Consider the following 19,584-nt stretch of genomic DNA (forward strand, 5'->3'; position numbering starts at 1 on the left):
CCCCTCCCACATTTTTGATCGCCGCCAGGCGTTAGAGGGTCTTGGCAGAGGCCGGATTGATCATCCGTGTCAGCCCAAGGTTCTTCAGCGCCAATTGCAGCGAGCTGTGGATAACTTGCGGGTTGTCGATGGTCATCAACTCAGCCAGCAGATCCTTGGCCATACTCAGCTCGACTTGGCGCAACATCCATTTCACCTTCGGCAAGTTGGTGGCGTTCATCGACAGGCTGTCAAAGCCCATCGCCATCAACAGCACCGCCGCCGCCGGATCACCAGCCATTTCACCGCAGATGCTCACCGGCTTGCCTTCGGCATGGGCGTCGCGCACTACGTGTTGCAGCGCTTGCAGCACCGCCGGGTGCAGATAGTCGTAGAGATCGGCTACCCGTGGGTTGTTGCGGTCCACGGCCAGCAGGTATTGGGTCAGGTCGTTGGAGCCGACCGACAGGAAGTCCACCTGCCGCGCCAGTTCTTTGGCCTGGTACACCGCCGCTGGAATTTCGATCATGACGCCAATCGGCGGCATCGGTACGTCAGCGCCTTCATCGCGCACCTCGCCCCAGGCGCGGTGGATCAAATGCAGCGCCTCCTCCAGCTCATGAGTGCCGGAGATCATCGGCAACAGGATGCGCAGGTTGTTCAGCCCTTCGCTGGCCTTAAGCATGGCGCGAGTCTGTACGAGGAAAATTTCCGGGTGGTCGAGCGTGACGCGAATCCCGCGCCAGCCGAGGAAGGGGTTGTCTTCCTTGATCGGGAAATACGACAGTGACTTGTCGCCGCCAATGTCCAGGCTGCGCATGGTCACCGGCAACGGATGGAAGGCTTGCAGTTGCTCGCGATAAATCGCCAGCTGCTCCTTCTCACTCGGGAAACGCTGGTTGATCATGAACGGCACTTCGGTGCGGTACAGCCCCACGCCCTCGGCACCGCGCTGCTGCGCCCGGGCCACGTCGGCCAGCAGTCCGGTATTCACCAACAGCGGTACGCGGTGACCATCGGTGGTCACGCACGGCAACTCGCGCAATGAATCCAGGCCCAGCGCCAGTTGTTTCTCCTCTTCCACCACTTCGGCGTATTGCTTGCGCAGCACGTCGCTGGGGTTGGTGAAGACTTCACCACGATGGCCATCGACGATCATGTCGATGCCATCGACCTTGGAGTACGGCAGGTCCACTAGGCCCATCACCGTCGGAATGCCCATGGCGCGGGCCAGGATCGCGACGTGGGAGTTACCCGAACCGAGAACCGAGACCAAGCCCACCAGTTTGCCTTCCGGCACTTCGCCGAGCATGGTAGCGGTCAGTTCTTCACTGATCAGGATGGTGTTGTCGGGGTAGACCAGGTTGGTAGTGCGGTCTTCCTGCAGGTAAGCCAGCAGACGGCGACCCAGGTCGCGCACATCCGAGGCACGCTCGCGCAGGTAGGCGTCGTCCATCAATTCGAAACGGTTGACGTGATCAGTGACCACTTGGCGCAGTGCGCCCTGGGCCCATTGGCCGGTCTTGATCACGGTTTTGACTTCGTTCCCGAGGGACGCGTCGTCGAGCATCATCTGGTAAACGTCGAACAGCGCACGTTCTTCAGGGCGCAGCTGGGTGGCCAGCTTGGTCGACAGGTTGCGCATGTCGGCGCGCACGCCTTCCAGGGCGGTCTTGAACAGTTTGATTTCGGCGTCGATGTCGTTGACGGTCTTGTCCGGCACCACATCCAGGTCGGCCGGTGGCAGCATGACCACCGCCGTACCGACGGCAGCACCCGGCGAACCCGGTACGCCGACGAACTTGGCTTCCTGGATGCCCTTGCCCTGACGGCCCAGGCCGCGAATCGAACCCGTGGCCTCGGCGTGGGCAATAACCCCGGCGAGCTGCGCGCTCATGGTCACGAGGAAGGCTTCTTCACCTTCGTCGAACTGGCGACGTTCTTTTTGCTGGATGACCAACACGCCGACAACGCGGCGGTGGTGAATGATCGGTGCGCCGAGGAATGACGCGTAGCGCTCTTCGCCGGTTTCGGCAAAGTAGCGATAACGCGGGTGATCGGCCGCGTTTTCAAGGTTGAGGGGTTCTTCACGCGTCCCCACCAGGCCCACCAGACCTTCATTGGGCGCCATGCTGACTTTGCCGATGGAGCGCTTGTTCAAGCCCTCCGTGGCCATCAGCACAAAACGATTGGTCTCTGGGTCCAGCAGGTAAACCGAGCAGACCTGGCTGCCCATGGCTTCCTTGACGCGCAACACAATAATCCCCAACGCCGCCTTGAGATCCTTGGCGGAGTTAACTTCCTGGACGATCTTGCGCAGCGTATTGAGCATGGCTCGGGGTCGAACTCCGTCGTCAGTCGCGCGCTAAAAGGCGCGGGGCAAGCTCTTTGAGAGCGCGACGATAAACCTCGCGCTTGAATGTCACCACCTGGCCCAACGGGTACCAATAGCTGACCCAACGCCAGCCATCGAACTCCGGTTTACCGGTCAAATCCATCCGCACCCGCTGCTCGTTGGAGATCAGGCGCAGGAGAAACCATTTCTGCTTCTGGCCGATGCACAGCGGTTGGCTGTGGGTACGCACCAGGCGTTGCGGCAAACGATAGCGCAACCAGCCACGGGTACAGGCCAGAATCTGCACATCTTCGCGCTCAAGGCCGACTTCTTCGTTCAACTCACGGTACAAGGCGTCTTCAGGGGTTTCGTCGGGGTTGATTCCGCCTTGAGGAAACTGCCAGGCATCTTGGTTGATTCGGCGAGCCCATAGCACCTGTCCGGCATCATTCGTAAGAATAATCCCGACATTAGGACGGAAACCATCGGGGTCGATCACGGCAACAACCTCGCAAACGCATGTCGCCGCATTGTTCCACAAAGGTTGCGCAAGCGGCAACGAGGCTTCTTAGCTTATGTGCACTCTTGTGAAAAGACCGTATTCTGGACGCCTTTTTACAGACTTTTCAGCGAGTAACTGCAATGCGCCTGGCTTTATTCGACTTGGACAACACCCTTATCGGCGGTGACAGCGACCACGCGTGGGGCGATTACCTGTGCGAACGCGGGATTCTCGACCCGGTAGCCTACAAGGCCCGCAACGACGAGTTCTATCAGGACTACCTGGCCGGCAAGCTGGACAACGCCGCCTACCTGAATTTCTGCCTGGAAATCCTCGGCCGCACCGAAATGGCCCAACTGGATGAGTGGCACAACGACTATATGCGCGACTGCATCGAGCCGATCATGCTGCCACTGGCCGTCGAACTGCTGGCCAAGCACCGCGCCGCTGGCGACAAGCTGGTGATCATCACCGCCACCAACCGTTTCGTCACCGCGCCAATTGCCGCACGCCTGGGCGTTGAAACCCTCATCGCCACCGAGTGCGAGATGGAAGATGGCCGATACACTGGGCGCAGCACTGACGTGCCGTGCTTCCGAGAAGGCAAGGTGACGCGCTTGAATCGTTGGTTGGAAGAAACGGGGTATAGCCTGGAAGACAGCTACTTCTATAGCGACTCGATGAATGACCTGCCGCTATTGGAGCAAGTGACGCATCCGGTGGCGGTGGATCCGGATCCGAATCTGCGCGCTGAAGCCGAGAAACGTGGTTGGCCGGTGATTACGCTGCGTAGCGAGTAACCGTGGTGAGCGGGCTTGCCCCGAGCTGGGCTGCGAAGCAGCCCCAAAACCTGCCAACCGGTCTTATCAGGAAAAATGCGGGCCTTTGTCAGGGCCGCTTCGCAGCTCAGCGCGGGGCAAGCTCGCTCACCACAGAAGCCCTCACCGCGTTAAACCGGCTTGGCGCCCATGAGCCCGGCAATCGCCACAAACCCCACCAGGCTCACCACCGCCAGCACCAGAGTGAAATTCAGGCTGCCGCCCTCGCCTTTCCGCAAGCGATTGAGCCGTGCCACCAGCCAGAACCACGCCAGCGCCGCCACGGTGTAGAGAATGCTGGAGCCCAGAATCCAAGTCTGCCCCAATGGCCAGCCGACCAGGTGCACCAGCCACCAGCCGGTGAACGGCATGCTCACCATACAAATACCCATCAGCAACCACACAAACGCCCACGGACGCTGCACGGTGACGGCTGGGCCGGCGCTGCGTTTACGCCAGGCCAGTAGCGCCAAGCCAAGGCCGCTGAGCAACAACACCACGGTGGCCGCGATGTGGACAACTTTCAGGGTGATCAGGGTTTCCATGTTTCGTATTCCTTAGAGGCTGCCCCCAATCAGCGTAGTCGCTCAACCGAGGAACAGTTTGTAGGCCGGGTTATCACTTTCATCCCAATACGGGTAGCCAATCGCCTCCAGCGCTGCCGGTACCAGGTGACGCTCGTTCGCCGGCACTTGCAGGCCGGCGACCACACGACCATCAGCCGCGCCGTGGTTGCGATAGTGGAACATCGAGATATTCCAGCGCCCGCCCAACTTGTTAAGAAAGTTGAACAGCGCCCCCGGACGCTCCGGGAACTCAAAGCGAAACACCACTTCATTGCTGACGTGCGCGGCATGCCCACCGACCATATGGCGGATGTGCAGCTTGGCCAGTTCGTTCTCTGTCAGGTCGAGCACCGGGAAACCCTGCTCGGTGAGACTGGCGATCAGCGCGCTGCGCGGGTCGGTTTCCGGGTGGGTCTGCACGCCGACAAAGATGTGCGCCTCGCTGCCGGAGTGGTAACGGTAGTTAAATTCGGTGATCTGGCGCTTGCCCACGGCCTCGCAGAACGCCTTGAAGCTGCCCGGTTTCTCAGGGATGGTCACGGCGATGATGGCTTCACGGCCTTCACCCAACTCAGCGCGCTCAGCCACGTGGCGCAGGCGGTCGAAGTTAACGTTGGCCCCGGAGTCGATGGCGACGAACGTCTTGCCGCTGACACCACGGGTCTCAACGTACTTCTTGATCCCGGCCACACCCAACGCGCCTGCTGGCTCGGTGATGGAGCGGGTATCGTCGTAGATGTCCTTGATCGCCGCACAGATTTCATCGGTGCTCACGGTGATCACTTCGTCGACATAGTCTTTGCAGATTTCAAAGGTGTGCTGGCCGATCTGCGCCACCGCCACGCCGTCGGCAAAGATCCCAACCGTCGGCAAGACCACGCGCTCACCCGCGGCCATGGCAGCTTGCAGGCAGTTGGAGTCGTCCGGCTCGACGCCGATGACCTTGATTTCCGGGCGCAGGTATTTCACGTACGCCGCGATGCCCGCGATCAAACCACCGCCACCCACGGGTACGAAGATCGCATCCAGCGGCCCTGGATGCTGGCGCAGAATCTCCATCGCCACGGTGCCCTGCCCGGCAATGGTGTGCGGATCATCGTAGGGGTGAATGTAGACGTAGCCTTTTTCGTCGACCAGTTTCAGCGAGTAGGCCAGCGCCTCTGGGAAAGAGTCGCCATGCAGCACCACTTTACCGCCGCGAGAGCGCACGCCTTCGACCTTGATCTCAGGGGTGGTCTTGGGCATCACAATAGTGGCCTTGACCCCCAGCACCTTGGCCGCCAGGGCCAGGCCCTGCGCATGGTTGCCCGCCGACGCCGTGACTACGCCGCGTGCGCGCTCTTCAGCCGTCAACTGAGTCAGCTTGTTGTACGCGCCGCGAATCTTGAACGAGAACACCGGCTGCAAGTCTTCGCGCTTGAGCCAGACCTTGTTGCCCAGCCGCTCGGAGAGCTGGCGGGCGGTCTGCAGCGGGGTTTCTACGGCAACGTCGTAAACGCGCGAGGTGAGGATCTTTTTGACGTACTGTTCAAGCATCGGCGGGAATCACTGGGCGAGTTGGGCAGGGCCGAGGAGTCTAACCCGGCTTTTGGCCGTACGACCACACGAATCCCGAGGTTTTGTTGGGTTATACTCGCGCCCCTCTTTACTCCCCGCCCGTTCCGGAGCCCGCATGACCCAGGATCAACTCAAACAGGCAGTGGCACAGGCCGCTGTCGATTTAATCCTTCCTAAACTCGACGACAAAAGCATCGTCGGTGTCGGCACCGGCTCCACTGCCAACTGCTTTATCGATGCGCTGGCCCAGCACAAGGGCGCGTTCGATGGCGCCGTGGCCAGCTCCGAAGCCACTGCCGCACGCCTGAAAGGCCATGGCATTCCGGTGTACGAGCTCAACACCGTGAGCGACCTGGAGTTCTATGTCGACGGCGCCGATGAGAGCGACGCGCACCTGAACCTGATCAAGGGCGGCGGCGCAGCCCTGACTCGCGAGAAGATCGTCGCGGCCGTGGCCAAGACCTTCATCTGCATCGCCGACGCCAGCAAGCTGGTACCGGTGCTCGGCGCATTCCCGCTGCCGGTGGAAGTCATCCCGATGGCCCGCAGCCACGTGGCCCGCGAGCTGGTGAAGCTGGGCGGCGATCCGGTGTACCGCGAAGGCGTGCTGACCGACAACGGCAACATCATCCTCGACGTATTCAATATGCAGATCACCAATCCGGTGGAGCTTGAAACGCAGATCAATGCCATCGTCGGCGTGGTCACCAACGGCCTGTTCGCTGCGCGTCCGGCGGATGTGCTGCTCTTGGGCACTTCAGAAGGCGTGAAAACCCTCAAGGCCTGAGGACACCACCAATCCAATGTGGGAGGGGGCCTGCCCCCGAATGGCGGTATGTCAGGGACTGGGTTTCTTGAACACGTAGAACAGGTTCGGCTCGCTGACCAGGTACAACGTACCTTCGTCGTCCATGGCGATCCCTTCGGCCTGAGGCACACGTTTTTTCAGGCCATGGCGCCCATTGAGTAGAGAAAGACTGCTCAATGGGCGACCGTCGATATCCAGTTCCAACACCAAAAATGACTCATCCGACAGCGCCAGCAGATGGCCGCTGCGCTCGTCGTATTGCAGGCTCGACAGATCGCGTACAAACAGCCCGGCGTCACGCTTGGGGTTATTGATCACGTGCACCGAGTAGGTTTTTTCCGGCTTGAAATGAGGAAACCCGTGGACCTCATAGATCAACATCGGATCGCGCTCCTTGGCCACGAACAGGCGCTTGCCCACTGAGTCATAGGCCAACCCCTCAAAGCCCTTGTTGCCACCTACATGCAGGCCCAGGGTCATTTGCTCTGCATCCGCGGCGTCGAGGAACTGGGTGTCGTCGTCCACATGCACCTTGATCAGGCGCTGTTGGCGTTCATCGGTGATGACGTAGATGTTGTCGCTGATGAACTCCACGGCCTCGGCATCACCAAATCCCACCAAGGGAATGCGCCGCAGGATCTTGCCGTCCAGCGACAACTCGATCAGTTCGGCGTTTTGATTGGTCACGGTAAACAGGCTTTTGCGCACAGGGTCATAGGTGAGTGCCGAGACATCGTCATCGAGCCCCTCGATGACTTGGGCCTCCAGCGTTACCCGGTAATCGGCGAGGCCAATGGAACGCTCATCGGCGGGATGACGCCATGCCTGCCAATTGAACCAAGCGCGCTCGAACAAGCGAAAGTGCTGCCCAGCGACCCCGGCGCAGATCAAGGCGATCAGCACGAACAGAAAAAGAATGGGCTTGGGGCGGGCAAGTCGGCGCATTGGGCGGGCTCAAAATCAAAAGTGGCGAATGAATATCACGCCTGTCTGAATTTAAACTTAAACGCGCCCGGATGTCTGGCGAATGCCGCTGATAGAGAAATATCCGACGTAACTGGTCGATTATTTCTGCTTTTCGAAACGATAGAACAGATTCGGCTCACTCACTATGTACAGAGTGCCTTCCTCATCCATGGTCACCCCTTCCGCACGAGGAATGGTTTTGTTGAGACCATTGAAGCCGCCCAGCAAGGTCATGAAGCTGACTTGTTCGCCCTTCTCGTCCAGCTCCAGCAACAGGTGAGAGTCGGCCGAAAGCGCAAGGAGGTGGCCGGTGCGCGGATCGACAGCCAGGGCCGAGAGGTTGCGCATGTCCAGTTCTTTGCTGGCGAGTTTTTGTTTATCGCCGTTCAGGATCTGGCTGCCGTCGCTTTTCCAGGTAAACAATGCCGGCGGGCGCTCCTCGCCCAACACCAGCTGCTGGTTGCGCTTGTCCCAGGTGATCGCCTCAAAAGCTTTGTTCTGGTCTTTGGACGGGCCCAGGTCGTAGGCCTGGAAATCAGCCTTGTTCAACTGTTGGGTCATCGCGTCGACCTTGACGATGGTCAGGCTGTGCTGGCGCTCGTCGACCACTGCCATCAGCCCGTTTTCCAGGACCGTCACGCCTTCCGGATTTTCCCAGCCATTGAGCGGCATCTTGCGGAGCACATCGCCTTGCAGGCTCAACTCAACGAGGAACGGGTTTTTGCCCATGACGGAAAACAGCGTTTTGGTCTGCGGGTTGTAGGCGACGTCCGAGGCTTCGTCCTTCTCCATTCCCGGTAACACCTTGGCGTCGATGACCGCGTGGTAGTCCGGCAGCCATACGCTTTCACTGCGCTCGGTGGGCGTCTCGAAGCGCTCCAGCACCCACAGCACGCCGCGGTCATCCCAATGCATGGCCCAGGCAACGCCATAAAAGATGGCCCCCGCCAGAAACAGCCAGGAATACCAGCGCAGGGCAAAACGGGAACGCGGCTTGGGTGTGGCGGAGGGCAGGGACACGGCCATGGGGCGCTTTTTCCGGAAAGTCAGCGTTAGGTGATAGCACAGGATCGACGGGCCCGCGCTCTGGAGGCTGGGGATTATCCGGATGGCGTGTGAAAAAAATGCAAAAACCCGGGGCTTTACCGGCCGACACAACTCCAATGTGGGAGGGGGCTTGCCCCCGATAGCAGCGCGTCAGTCAACATCCACTTAACTGATACACCGCCATCGGAGGCAAGCCCCCTCCCACAGGTTTGACCGCGTTGGCCAGGTGCTTATCGAACGCTGCTGTCGAAGCGATTCACGCCCGCCAATTCCAACACCAACTCATCACCCACATTCAGCGGACCCACGCCAGCCGGGGTGCCGGTGAGAATCACATCACCAGCCTGCAGCGAGAAGCAGCCGGCCATGTGCTGGATCATCGGGATGATCGGGTTGAGCATCTGCGAGCTGTTGCCGTCCTGGCGCACTTCGCCGTTGATGGTCAGGCGAATGCCGATATCGGTCACGTCCGGGAAAGTGCTGCCCACCACGAACGGTGCGATCACTGCCGCGCCGTCGAAGGATTTGGCAATTTCCCACGGCAGGCCCTTGGCTTTCAGCTCGGCCTGTTTGTCACGCAGTGTCAGGTCCAGGGCCGGGGCGAAGCCGGAGATGGCGTCCAGCACTTCTTCACGGCTTGGCTTGTTCGACAACGGTTTGCCGATCAATACCGCGATTTCCGCTTCGTAGTGCACCGAGCCACGGTCGGCAGGGATGGCAAAACCGCCTTCCAGCGCCACGACACAGCTGCCGGGCTTGATGAACAGCAACGGTTCGGTCGGCACTGGATTATCCAGTTCCTTGGCATGTTCGGCGTAGTTACGGCCAATGCACACCACTTTACCCACCGGGAAGTGGATGTTGGTGCCGTCGACATACTTGTGCTGGTAGCTCATGGAACGACTCCTTCGGGGGGCGGTTAAACAGCGAAGATCTTGCCAGGGTTCATGATCCCGTTCGGGTCGAACACTGCTTTGACGGCCTTCATGTATTCAATTTCGACCGGCGAACGGCTGTACGTCAGGTAATCGCGCTTGGTCATGCCCACGCCGTGTTCGGCGGAGATAGAGCCGTTGTATTTCTCAACGGTCTCGAACACCCATTTGTTCACGGTGGCGCATTTGGCGAAGAACTCGTCCTTGCTCAGGCTTTCCGGCTTGAGAATGTTCAAGTGCAGGTTGCCGTCACCGATGTGGCCAAACCAGACGATTTCGAAGTCCGGATAGTGTTCGCCGACGATCGCGTCGATTTCTTTCAAGAACGCTGGCACTTTGGAGACAGTGACTGAGATATCGTTCTTGTACGGCGTCCAGTGGGAAATGGTCTCGGAGATGTACTCGCGCAGTTTCCACAGGTTGTGCAGTTGGGTTTCGCTCTGGCTCATCACGCCGTCCAGCACCCAGCCCTGTTCGACACAGTGTTCGAAGGTTTCCAGCGCGTGGTTGGCGACTTCTTCGGTAGTGGCTTCGAATTCCAGCAGTGCGTAGAACGGGCACTCGGTTTCAAACGGTGCCGGCACATCGCCACGACCCAGCACTTTGGCCAGGGCTTTGTCGGAGAAGAACTCGAACGCGGTCAGGTCCAGCTTGCTCTGGAACGCGTGCAGCACCGGCATGATCGAGTCGAAGTCGGTGGTGCCGAGCACCATGGCGGTCAGGTTCTTCGGCGCACGGTCCAGGCGCATGGTGGCCTCGACCACAAAACCCAGGGTGCCTTCAGCGCCGATGAACAGCTGGCGCATGTCGTAGCCGGTGGCGTTCTTGATTAAGTCGCGGTTCAGTTCCAGCACATCGCCTTTGCCGGTGACGACTTTCATGCCGGCGACCCAGTTACGGGTCATGCCGTAGCGAATAACCTTGATCCCGCCGGCATTGGTGCCGATATTGCCGCCAATCTGGCTGGAACCGGACGAGGCGAAGTCCACCGGGTAGTACAGGCCTTTTTCTTCGGCGACGTTCTGCAACTGCTTTGTGACCACGCCCGGCTGGCACACGGCGGTGCGGTCGGTGAGGTTCACGTCCAGAATCTGGTTCATATAGTCGAAGGACACGACCACTTCGCCATTGGCCGCAACAGCAGCTGCAGACAGGCCAGTGCGACCGCCAGACGGCACCAGTGCCACCTTGTGCTCATTGGCCCAACGGACAATGGCCTGTACCTGCTCGATGGTCTTGGGGAACACGATGGCGGTGGGCGCGGGTGCGAAGTGCTTGGTCCAATCCTTGCCGTAAGTCTCCAGGGAGTCGGCGTCGGTCAGCACTTTGCCGGGCTCAACCAGGGTCTTTAGCTCATCAATCAGGGCAGGATGGGTCATCGACAGAACTCTCGAACAATTCATGGTCATCCTGAGAACGCTTCACGTCGCAGGAATAGGTGTTTAGCGGGGCGCGTATGCTAGCATACCGCCCCCGCAGGACAGAGCCCAAGGGCGTTTCTGCGGTGACGGCTTTCCTGCCGTCCGGGTCAGCTTGCGCTGCTCGATTCCCTGCCATTTTTCTCCGGGATACAGGTTTACGCAGATGAGCAAGACTTCTCTCGATAAGAGCAAGATCAAGTTCCTTCTTCTGGAAGGCGTCCACCCATCGGCTGTCGACGTTCTGAAAGCCGCCGGGTACACCAGCATTGAGTACATCACCAGTTCTCTGCCGGAAGCCCAGCTCAAGGAAAAGATCGCCGACGCGCACTTCATCGGCATTCGCTCCCGCACTCAGCTGACCGAAGAAATCTTCGATCACGCCAAGAAACTCGTGGCTGTCGGCTGTTTCTGCATCGGCACCAACCAGGTCGACCTCAACGCTGCGCGCGAACGCGGCATCGCGGTGTTCAACGCACCGTACTCCAACACCCGTTCCGTTGCGGAGCTGGTGCTGGCCGAGGCCATCCTGCTGCTGCGCGGCATCCCGGAGAAGAACGCTTCCTGCCACCGTGGCGGCTGGATCAAAAGCGCGGCCAACTCCTTCGAAATCCGCGGCAAGAAGCTGGGCATCGTCGGTTATGGCTCGATCGGCACTCAGCTGTCGGTACTGGCTGAAGGCCTGGGCATGCAGGTGTTCTTCTACGACACCCTGACCAAGCTGCCATTGGGCAACGCTACCCAGGTGTCGAGCCTGACCGAGCTGCTGGGCATGTCCGATATCGTGACCCTGCACGTTCCGGAAACCGCTGAGACCCAGTGGATGATCGGCGAGAAGGAAATCCGCGCCATCAAGAAAGGCGGCATCCTGATCAACGCCGCGCGCGGCACTGTGGTCGAGCTGGACGCCCTGGCCGACGCGATCAAGGACAAGCACCTGATCGGCGCCGCCATCGACGTGTTCCCGGTGGAGCCTCGCTCCAACGACGATATCTTCGAAAGCCCACTGCGTGGCCTGGACAACGTGATCCTGACTCCGCATATCGGCGGCTCCACCGCTGAAGCGCAGGCCAACATCGGCCTGGAAGTCTCGGAAAAGCTGGTCAAGTACAGCGACAACGGTACGTCGGTATCGTCTGTGAACTTCCCGGAAGTGGCCCTGCCGGCTCACCCTGGCAAGCACCGTCTGCTGCACATCCACCAGAACATCCCTGGCGTGATGATGGAGATCAACAAGGTCTTCGCGGAAAACGGCATCAACATCTCCGGTCAGTTCCTGCAGACCAACGAGAAGGTTGGCTACGTGGTGATCGACGTCGACGCCGAGTACTCGGACCTGGCGCAAGAGAAGCTGCAGCACATCAACGGCACTATCCGTAGCCGCGTGTTGTTCTAACGCTTTAAACGCTGCACAAAAAAATGGGAGACCCGCAGGGGCCTCCCATTTTTTTGTCTGAACACATCTTACTTGACGTTAACCGTGATCACTTTCGACGCTACAGTGGGTTCGAACTGGCGATGCACGTTGTCGCCAGCTACCAGCTGCAGGGTGTGCTTGCCTGGAGTCAGGGTCAGTTCGGTTTCGGTTTGCGCCTTGCCGAAGTGAATCGAAGTTGCAGTGGCCGGAATGGCTTCGTCGGCTTTAAGCGACTGCACGTCCTGGTCTACCAGCAAGTGGTGGTGGCCGGCGTTAGGCACCTGCTTGTCGATCGGCTCCAGGTCCAGGCCCTTGACGCCGAATTTGACAGTGAAGGTTTTGTCGACGGTGGCGCCATCTTTGGGCGAGACGATAAACACCTCCGCGCCCTTGGGTGCTGGGGTACGAGGCACATCAGCGGCATTTGCCAACACCGAGGCGCCCAGCAACAGGCTGGCAATCGTTGCACGGGACAAAAGGGCTTTCATTCGCTTCTCCAGTTTTTCTGTGAAATCTGTAGGGTTATGACAACTTCGCGATAAATTGCTGTCCAAGTCACTCACCACCATAGCAAAGCGATGCTGAACGGCGTCTCGCACATTCGAATTCTTTAGGAGTGACCATGCGCTTTTCGCCTGGCCTGTTACTTTTGCTTCCCCTTCTGAGCCCCTTGGCTCATGCCGAACTGATCGACGACGTCAATGATCGCGGTGAACTGCGCATCGCCCTTGAAGCCAACACCCCGCCCTATAACTTCAAGGAAGGCGAAAAACTCACCGGTTTTGAAGTCGAACTCGGAGAACTGCTGGCTAAAGAAATGGACGTGCGCCCCTCGTTTATCACCACTGATGGCGCCGACCTGCTGCCAGGGGTTGCCACCGGCAAATACGACGTGGCCATCAACCATATCGCTCTGACTGCCGAGCTTAAGGATCAGTTCGATTTCAGCGAGGCTTATAGCGAGAAACCCGAGCTGGCAATCCCGTTCCAGAAAGGCAACCCGGCGTTCAAGACCAGCCTGGACGGGGCGTTGAAGCGGGTGAAGGACGATGGCCGGTTGAAAGCGCTGTCGCAGAAGTGGTTAGAGGGGGATGCCTCTACAGAAGCGCCAACGCCTGTGCCGCCTCCGGCAACTCCAGCTCACTGAACACCTGCACCCCATGGCGTTTGAGCAGCGCCGCCGTGACGCCCTCGCCGCTCACCTTTACGCCGGTGAAGGTGCCGTCATAGGTCAGCAGGTTGCCGCAGGATGGGCTATTGGCCTTTAAGATGGCGACGCGGATGTTGTGGCGCTGCACCAGCGCCAACGCTTGGCGGGCGCCGTCTAGGAAGGCGGCGCTGAAGTCTTCGCCCTCGGCAGTCAGTACTTTGGCCCGACCTTCCCAGACATCGATGCCTTGCCCGCCGGGAATTTCGGCAGAGGGCCTGGGCGTCGGCAAACCGCCCGACACTTCCGGGCAGATCGCAACCACACGGCCTTCGGCCTGCCACGCAGCCAGTTGATCGAACGGCCCGCTGGCTCCGCCGTCATAACGCACCTTGTGCCCGAGCAGGCAGCGGCTGATCAGTATCTTTTGCATGATTAAAACGGCTCGTTGCCCCGCCGCCGAAACCAGCCGGTCAGGGACAGGCGTTCGCGCGTGGCGGGCATAACTTCGTGGGGCACTTCGCCCGACAGGAACACCACCAGGCAACCGCCGGTAGGCACCACATCGTATTCAACACCGTCCTTGAGGTACATGCGCAACTGGCCACCATACTCGGGCAGCCAGGCGTCATTCAGGTAGATCACCGCCGAAACCATGCGCCGGTCATCGTCGCGGAAACGGTCCAGGTGCTTGAGGTAAAACGCCCCTGGTGGGTACATCGCGAAGTGGCTTTCGAAGTCTTCCAGACCGAGAAACAGCCCTCGATTCATCGCCAGGCGCAGGCTGTCCATCAACGCCATGTAGCTGTCGCAGACGGCGGCGTCGCCCTCCTCCAGCCACTGGATATGGTCGCCGCGAATGCCCTCGCGGATCTCCTGGGATGGTCCGCGCCCCACCGCCGCCGGTGCCAATTCACCCTCGGCCGCACGTTTACGGCACTCAGCCGCCAGTTCCAGGGTCAGAGCCTGGGGCAGGAAGCCGTTCTGCTGCGACCAACCTTTCTCGGCCAAGTCGTCGACAATGCGTTGCAGCAGGGGGTGATCAAGGGGTATTTGCATGGCGCGCATAGTATCCATACGCCTTCAAATCCGACAGCGCCGTCGAGCGTCTCAATACACTTTAGTCAGGTGACTGATAGGACTTCTCGACAAATCCTACGCCCGACACGGACAATAGTGGCCGACTGACAGGAGTCCATATGCGTCGTTTGTTTTTTTCCTTGCTGATGTTCTGCGTTTTGCCCGCTTGGGCAGACGGCCATGACCAGTTGTACAAGGTCGCCGGCTGGGCCGAACAACGTGCGCATTTCAATGACGCCCTCAGTGCCGCCCAGCAGCGCTACCGCAATAGCCTGCCGCCGGCGGTGTACCAGGCGCTGGTGGACAACAGCAATAAGCGCTTTGCCGCCCAGGCCATGGACCAGCGCGCCGAGGCGCAATTGCGCAAGAACCTGGCGGATCCGAAGCCTGCCCTGGCGTTCTTCCAATCACCGCTGGGCCGCAAGATTGTCGCCGCAGAGCTGCTGGCCACCCGCCGCGACCAGCTGGCCAAAAACGCCCAAGGCCTGCCGAAAATCGAAGCCGACGCCACCCGCAGCCTGATCATCGGCCACCTGGCCCAGGCCCTGCCCGCCCGCGAGGCCGGTGCGGAAGTCAGCCTGGCGATTGCCGGCGTGGCGGCCGACAGTTTGAGCCAAATGATTCCCGGTTTGCTGGGCGGTGGTCAGGCGCAGGGCATGTTGAATGGTCAACGTGAACGGCTGATGCAGCAGATCGATAAGGATCTGAACAACACCCTGCTGTACGTCTATCGGGATTTGTCCGACCCGGAGCTGGAAGAGTTCGCCACGTTTGCAGAGTCGCCGGAAGGTAAGGCGTATTACCAGGCGGCGCTGGCAGCGATTCGCGCGGGGCTGGCGGTCGGCCAAAGCACTTCAAGCCTGACGCAGTAGAAAATGTGGGAGGGGGCTTGCCCCCCGATGGCAGTGGGTCAGCTACAGATAAGCTGACTGATGCACCGCTATCGGGAGCAAGCCCTCTCCCACATTTGGATTGTGTTATTTCAAATGGTCTGTCAAATACCGGAAGTACTCTTCACGAATCTCGGGAATCTCATTCGCCAGGTGATGCCTTCCCCGCTTCAGCATCAGCACCTCAGGCTGGTCGAACTTACCCCGAAGCACCTGCAAATTGTGCTGCCAGTCCACCGTCATGTCTTCCTCACCCTGCACAATCACCGGCCTCCGGGGGCTGCGCGGTGCGGCTTCGATGCGCTTGATCCAGCGCGCCAACGCCCCCACCCAGGCGGTGGGCAGTTGGCGCGGCTGAAGCGGATCGGCCTCCAGGAACGGCTTGAAGGCGGGGTCGTTAGTGTTCTCGCTGAAACGCCGGGCGATACCTTTGACGAACGGACGCAGCAGGTAATAACTGACCTGCGACCACCCCCACGCACGCGGCCGCACTAATGGTGACAGCAGGAAGGTCTTGCCTTGGGCCGGGCTGTCGGCCCCCTGGTTGAGCAAATGGTCCACCACCACCGCGCCGCCCGTGCTCTGCCCAAACAGATGCCAGGGCTGCGGCAATTTCAGCGCCTGGGCTTGGGCGAACAGCGCCTGCACCACCTCCTGGTACACCGCAAAATCATCGATGCTGGCCCGCGCGCCGCTGGACAGGCCGTGGCCCGGCAGGTCGCAGGCGATCACCACAAAACCCTGGTCCAGCGCCCAGTCCACCACGTGGCGGTACAGGCCCATGTGGTCGTAGAAGCCGTGAAACATAAACATCGTCGCCACCGGTTGTGGGGGCGACCACACCTGCCCCACCACCTCGAACCCGCGCACCTCAAAGCGCCCCAGGCGGCTCACAGCCGGCACTTTGCGCGCGGCCAGGTCCAATCCATAAAAGCGCTGGTACACCCGCGCTTCGGCGCTGAGCGGTTGCGCATCCACCAGGGGTCGCAAGCTGTCGCGCAGATGATCGGGGTCAAAGGTAACGGGCATAAGGGGTTCCAGACTTAACGCACAGGGCAGATGAATATCGAGCTGCGATATTCATCTGTCAGGACAAGCATGGCAAGCTACGCGACCTTCGAGGATAGATCCGGATGCGACAACCCTACCGTACCACCCTGTTCGCCAGCCTGATCCTGATCATCTGCGCTGTCGCGCTGTGGGCCGCGTATGACTGGTTCCAGGGCCGCTACCTGCGCGCCTTCAGCGAACACACAGCGGTGTTTTCCGGCGATGCACTGCGCCTGCCCGCCGAGCTGAGCGGGCCTGGCCCGATCCGCCTGGTGCACTTCTGGGACCCGGCCTGCCCGTGCAACGTCGGTAACCAGCAACACTTGGGCGAGTTGATCGAGCAATACGCGCCACAAGGCGTCGAGTTCTACGCCCTGCAAAAACCTGACAGCCACGGCCGTTTGCCAGACAACCTGCGCAGCATGAAGATCCTCACCGCCCTGCCCGGCGCCGACCAAGTACCGGCCAGCCCGGCCGTGGGCATCTGGGATCGCACGGGCAAGCTCGCGTATTTCGGGCCGTACAGCGAAGGCCTGACGTGCAACGCCAGCAACAGTTTTATCGAGCCGATCCTGAAGGCACTCCAAGCGGGGCGCGAAGTGAATGCCACTCACACCTTGGCAGTGGGCTGCTATTGTTCGTGGCCTGAAGATCGTTAGTCACTCCACTCCCGGTAAGGAAAGTTCATGAAGCGCGTCTTGCGGGTTCTCGCGGTTCTGCTGGTGCTGATCGCCCTCGGCGGCGGCTGGTACGTGTACAGCAAGCAGCCCACTCGCCAGGGCTCGGTCACGCTGGCCAACCTGCAAGGCTCGGTCACGGTGCGCTACGACGACCGTGGCGTGCCGCATATTCGCGCCGACAACGAGACAGACCTGTATCGCGCCCTGGGCTATGTGCACGCCCAGGACCGGTTGTTCCAGATGGAGATCATGCGGCGCCTGTCCCGTGGAGAGTTGGCCGAAGTACTCGGCCCCAAGCTGCTGGAGACCGACAAACTTTTTCGCAGCCTGCGCATCCGTGAGCGGGCCTTGAGCTACGTGGAGCAGATGGATCACGAGTCTGCGTCCTGGAAGGCCCTGCAAGCCTATCTGGATGGAATCAATCAGTATCAGGACACCCACGCCAGCCCCATGGAGTTTGACGTGCTGGGCATCCCCAAGCGCCGGTTCACCGCCGAAGACACCATCAGCGTCGCCGGATATATGGCCTACAGCTTTGCCGCCGCGTTTCGCACCGAGCCCTTGTTGACCTACGTTCGCGACCAATTGGGCGGTAACTACCTGAAAGTGTTCGACCTCGACTGGCAACCCAAAGGCGCACTCAACCTGGCTGCCGGCGATTGGCAAACCCTCGGTGCCATCGCGTCCCTGAGCGAACAGGCCTTGGCCGACAACGGCTTGCCGCAGTTCGAAGGCAGCAACGCTTGGGCCATCAGCGGCAGCCGCACCAAGAGCGGCAAGCCGCTACTGGCGGGTGACCCGCATATCCGCTTCTCGGTGCCGTCGGTGTGGTACGAGGCGCACCTGTCGGCGCCGGGCTTTGAGCTGTATGGCTATCACAACGCGCTGGTGCCAGTGGCCTTCCTGGGGCACAACCTGGATTTCGGCTGGAGCCTGACGATGTTCCAGAACGACGACGTCGACCTGATCGCCGAGAAGCTCAACCCGGACAACCCCAACCAGGTCTGGTACCAGGGCCAATGGGTCGACATGACCAGCAGCGAACAACAGATCGCGGTGAAGGGCCAGACGCCAGTCACCTTCACCCTGCGCCAGTCGCCCCACGGGCCGATTATCAATGACGTACTCGGCGAGAGCGCCGGCAAGACGCCCATCGCCATGTGGTGGGCCTTCCTCGACACCCAGAACCCGATCCTCGACGGCTTTTATCAGCTCAACCGCGCCGACACCCTGACCAAGGCCCGTGCGGCGGCGGCCAAAGTGTCGGCGCCGGGGCTGAATATCGTGTGGGCCAACGCCAAGGGCGATATCGGCTGGTGGGCGGCGGCGCAGTTGCCGATTCGTCCGGCCGGCGTCAACCCTGGATTTATCCTCGACGGCAGCACCGCCCAGGCCGACAAGTTGGGCTTCTACCCGTTCAGCGCCAACCCCCAGGAAGAAAACCCCGCGCGTGGCTATGTGGTCTCGGCCAATGCCCAACCGGCATCACCCACCGGCATGGAAATCCCCGGCTATTACAATCTGGCCGACCGTGGCCAGCAGTTGAACGCGCAGTTAAGCGACAAAAGCGTGAAGTGGGATGTGAACAACAGCCAGGCCCTGCAACTGGGTACCACTACCGCCTTCGGCCCGCGGCTGCTGGCGCCGTTGTTGCCGGTGCTGCGTGAGGTGGTCAAAGACCCGGCACAGTTGAAACAGGTGGAACAGCTTGCAAGCTGGAAGGGTGACTACCCACTCGACTCCATCAGTGCCACGCTGTTCAACCAGTTCCTGTTCAACCTCGCCGATGCAGCCTTCCACCCGAAACTGGGTGACGCCATGTTCAAGACCCTGCTCACCACCCGCGTAATCGACGCCGCCCTGCCCCGCCTGGCTGCCGACCCGGACTCACCCTGGTGGGACGGCAAGCGCGCCGACACCGTCAAACTCGCCTGGGACAACAGCCTCACGCACCTGAAAGCCACCTTCGGCGATGACCCGACACAGTGGCAGTGGGGCAAGGCCCATACCCTGACCCACGGCCATCCGCTGGGTTCGCAAAAGCCGCTGGACCTGATTCTCAACGTCGGCCCCTTCCCGGCGCCCGGCACTCACGAAGTGCCGAACAATCAGTCGGCCGCCATCGGCCCAGCGCCCTGGCCGGTGACCTACGGCCCTTCGACCCGCCGTCTGATCGACTTCGCCGATGTGGCCCACGCGCTGACGATCAACCCGGTCGGTCAAAGCGGTGTGCCGTTTGACAAGCACTATGGCGACCAGGCAGAGACCTATATCGAAGGCGGTTACGAGCAAGCGCATTTCAGTGATGAGGAAGTCACGGCGAATACGCGCGGCACCTTGAAGCTACTACCGGCGCGATAGCCCTATGCAAGCCAACGCCTACAGTTGG

Annotated in this window: 19 protein-coding genes; 7 read left to right on the top strand and 12 right to left on the bottom strand. The window is 60.5% G+C overall.

The window, feature by feature from the left end; all coding sequences use genetic code 11:
* Positions 1-31 precede the first annotated feature (31 nt).
* The gene (ptsP, locus tag G9Q84_RS04955; protein WP_032884201.1) at positions 32-2,311 is read right to left on the bottom strand and encodes a phosphoenolpyruvate--protein phosphotransferase; all 2,280 of its coding nucleotides are present in this window, start codon (positions 2,309-2,311) and stop codon (positions 32-34) included.
* Positions 2,312-2,333: 22 nt separating this feature from the next.
* Positions 2,334-2,813, bottom strand: coding sequence for an RNA pyrophosphohydrolase (locus G9Q84_RS04960; protein ID WP_003176750.1), 480 nt, complete (start codon positions 2,811-2,813; stop codon positions 2,334-2,336).
* A 143-nt stretch (positions 2,814-2,956) separates the two neighbouring features.
* Here G9Q84_RS04960 and G9Q84_RS04965 point away from each other — a divergent pair, with 143 nt between their 5' ends.
* Positions 2,957-3,616 (top strand): histidinol-phosphatase, encoded by a 660-nt coding sequence (locus tag G9Q84_RS04965; RefSeq protein WP_181642977.1) that lies wholly within the window; start codon positions 2,957-2,959, stop codon positions 3,614-3,616.
* A 149-nt stretch (positions 3,617-3,765) separates the two neighbouring features.
* On the opposite strand, the gene G9Q84_RS04970 is transcribed toward G9Q84_RS04965, so the two are convergent.
* Together G9Q84_RS04970 and ilvA are read right to left on the bottom strand one after the other, a co-directional pair.
* Positions 3,766-4,179 (bottom strand): DUF2269 family protein, encoded by a 414-nt coding sequence (locus G9Q84_RS04970; protein ID WP_095185153.1) that lies wholly within the window; start codon positions 4,177-4,179, stop codon positions 3,766-3,768.
* A gap of 42 nt (positions 4,180-4,221) precedes the next feature.
* Complete coding sequence (ilvA, locus tag G9Q84_RS04975; RefSeq protein WP_181642978.1) at positions 4,222-5,736, bottom strand: threonine ammonia-lyase, biosynthetic; 1,515 nt, start codon at positions 5,734-5,736, stop codon at positions 4,222-4,224.
* Positions 5,737-5,872: 136 nt separating this feature from the next.
* Here ilvA and rpiA point away from each other — a divergent pair, with 136 nt between their 5' ends.
* Positions 5,873-6,544: a ribose-5-phosphate isomerase RpiA gene (gene rpiA, locus G9Q84_RS04980; RefSeq protein WP_017253881.1), complete on the top strand. Its 672-nt coding sequence runs from the start codon at positions 5,873-5,875 to the stop codon at positions 6,542-6,544.
* A gap of 51 nt (positions 6,545-6,595) precedes the next feature.
* Here the strand turns inward: rpiA and G9Q84_RS04985 are convergent, their stop codons facing one another.
* From G9Q84_RS04985 to G9Q84_RS05000, 4 genes are all read right to left on the bottom strand, one after another.
* Positions 6,596-7,510, bottom strand: coding sequence for an SdiA-regulated domain-containing protein (locus G9Q84_RS04985; protein WP_181639293.1), 915 nt, complete (start codon positions 7,508-7,510; stop codon positions 6,596-6,598).
* A 120-nt stretch (positions 7,511-7,630) separates the two neighbouring features.
* Positions 7,631-8,557 (bottom strand): SdiA-regulated domain-containing protein, encoded by a 927-nt coding sequence (locus tag G9Q84_RS04990; protein WP_181642979.1) that lies wholly within the window; start codon positions 8,555-8,557, stop codon positions 7,631-7,633.
* Between the two features lie 251 nt (positions 8,558-8,808).
* Positions 8,809-9,474 carry a fumarylacetoacetate hydrolase family protein gene (locus G9Q84_RS04995; RefSeq protein WP_032884213.1) on the bottom strand — a complete coding sequence of 222 codons (666 nt, stop codon included), beginning with the start codon at positions 9,472-9,474 and terminating at the stop codon, positions 8,809-8,811.
* 23 nt (positions 9,475-9,497) lie between these two features.
* Positions 9,498-10,892: an FAD-binding oxidoreductase gene (locus G9Q84_RS05000; protein WP_032884215.1), complete on the bottom strand. Its 1,395-nt coding sequence runs from the start codon at positions 10,890-10,892 to the stop codon at positions 9,498-9,500.
* A gap of 205 nt (positions 10,893-11,097) precedes the next feature.
* Here G9Q84_RS05000 and serA point away from each other — a divergent pair, with 205 nt between their 5' ends.
* Positions 11,098-12,327, top strand: a complete 1,230-nt coding sequence (gene serA, locus G9Q84_RS05005) for a phosphoglycerate dehydrogenase (RefSeq protein WP_003176761.1) — start codon at positions 11,098-11,100, stop codon at positions 12,325-12,327.
* 68 nt (positions 12,328-12,395) lie between these two features.
* Here the strand turns inward: serA and G9Q84_RS05010 are convergent, their stop codons facing one another.
* Positions 12,396-12,836: a DUF4399 domain-containing protein gene (locus tag G9Q84_RS05010; RefSeq protein ID WP_032884216.1), complete on the bottom strand. Its 441-nt coding sequence runs from the start codon at positions 12,834-12,836 to the stop codon at positions 12,396-12,398.
* Positions 12,837-12,970: 134 nt separating this feature from the next.
* On the opposite strand from G9Q84_RS05010, the gene G9Q84_RS05015 reads away from it, so the two are divergent.
* Positions 12,971-13,495: a transporter substrate-binding domain-containing protein gene (locus tag G9Q84_RS05015; protein ID WP_095185156.1), complete on the top strand. Its 525-nt coding sequence runs from the start codon at positions 12,971-12,973 to the stop codon at positions 13,493-13,495.
* On the opposite strand, the gene G9Q84_RS05020 is transcribed toward G9Q84_RS05015, so the two are convergent.
* The gene (locus tag G9Q84_RS05020; RefSeq protein ID WP_032884217.1) at positions 13,446-13,928 is read right to left on the bottom strand and encodes a 2-thiouracil desulfurase family protein; all 483 of its coding nucleotides are present in this window, start codon (positions 13,926-13,928) and stop codon (positions 13,446-13,448) included. The genes G9Q84_RS05015 and G9Q84_RS05020 overlap by 50 nt on opposite strands.
* Before the next feature lie 2 nt (positions 13,929-13,930).
* The gene (locus G9Q84_RS05025) at positions 13,931-14,563 is read right to left on the bottom strand and encodes a 2OG-Fe(II) oxygenase (protein ID WP_181643046.1); all 633 of its coding nucleotides are present in this window, start codon (positions 14,561-14,563) and stop codon (positions 13,931-13,933) included.
* Positions 14,564-14,694: 131 nt separating this feature from the next.
* Between G9Q84_RS05025 and G9Q84_RS05030 the strand changes: the two genes are divergently transcribed.
* The gene (locus G9Q84_RS05030; RefSeq protein ID WP_078050614.1) at positions 14,695-15,447 is read left to right on the top strand and encodes a DUF2059 domain-containing protein; all 753 of its coding nucleotides are present in this window, start codon (positions 14,695-14,697) and stop codon (positions 15,445-15,447) included.
* Between the two features lie 105 nt (positions 15,448-15,552).
* On the opposite strand, the gene bipL is transcribed toward G9Q84_RS05030, so the two are convergent.
* Entirely contained in the window at positions 15,553-16,494 is a 942-nt protein-coding gene (bipL, locus tag G9Q84_RS05035; RefSeq protein ID WP_032884220.1) for a phospholipase BipL, read from the bottom strand.
* Between the two features lie 104 nt (positions 16,495-16,598).
* Between bipL and G9Q84_RS05040 the strand changes: the two genes are divergently transcribed.
* Both G9Q84_RS05040 and G9Q84_RS05045 read left to right on the top strand, forming a co-directional pair.
* On the top strand, positions 16,599-17,174 hold the full coding sequence (locus G9Q84_RS05040) for a DUF6436 domain-containing protein (RefSeq protein ID WP_032884222.1): 576 nt from the start codon (positions 16,599-16,601) through the stop codon (positions 17,172-17,174).
* Positions 17,175-17,201: 27 nt separating this feature from the next.
* The gene (locus tag G9Q84_RS05045; RefSeq protein WP_181642980.1) at positions 17,202-19,556 is read left to right on the top strand and encodes a penicillin acylase family protein; all 2,355 of its coding nucleotides are present in this window, start codon (positions 17,202-17,204) and stop codon (positions 19,554-19,556) included.
* Positions 19,557-19,584: the final 28 nt, after the last annotated feature.

The organism is Pseudomonas sivasensis (assembly GCF_013778505.1).
Taxonomy (GTDB): Bacteria; Pseudomonadota; Gammaproteobacteria; order Pseudomonadales; family Pseudomonadaceae; genus Aquipseudomonas; species Aquipseudomonas sivasensis.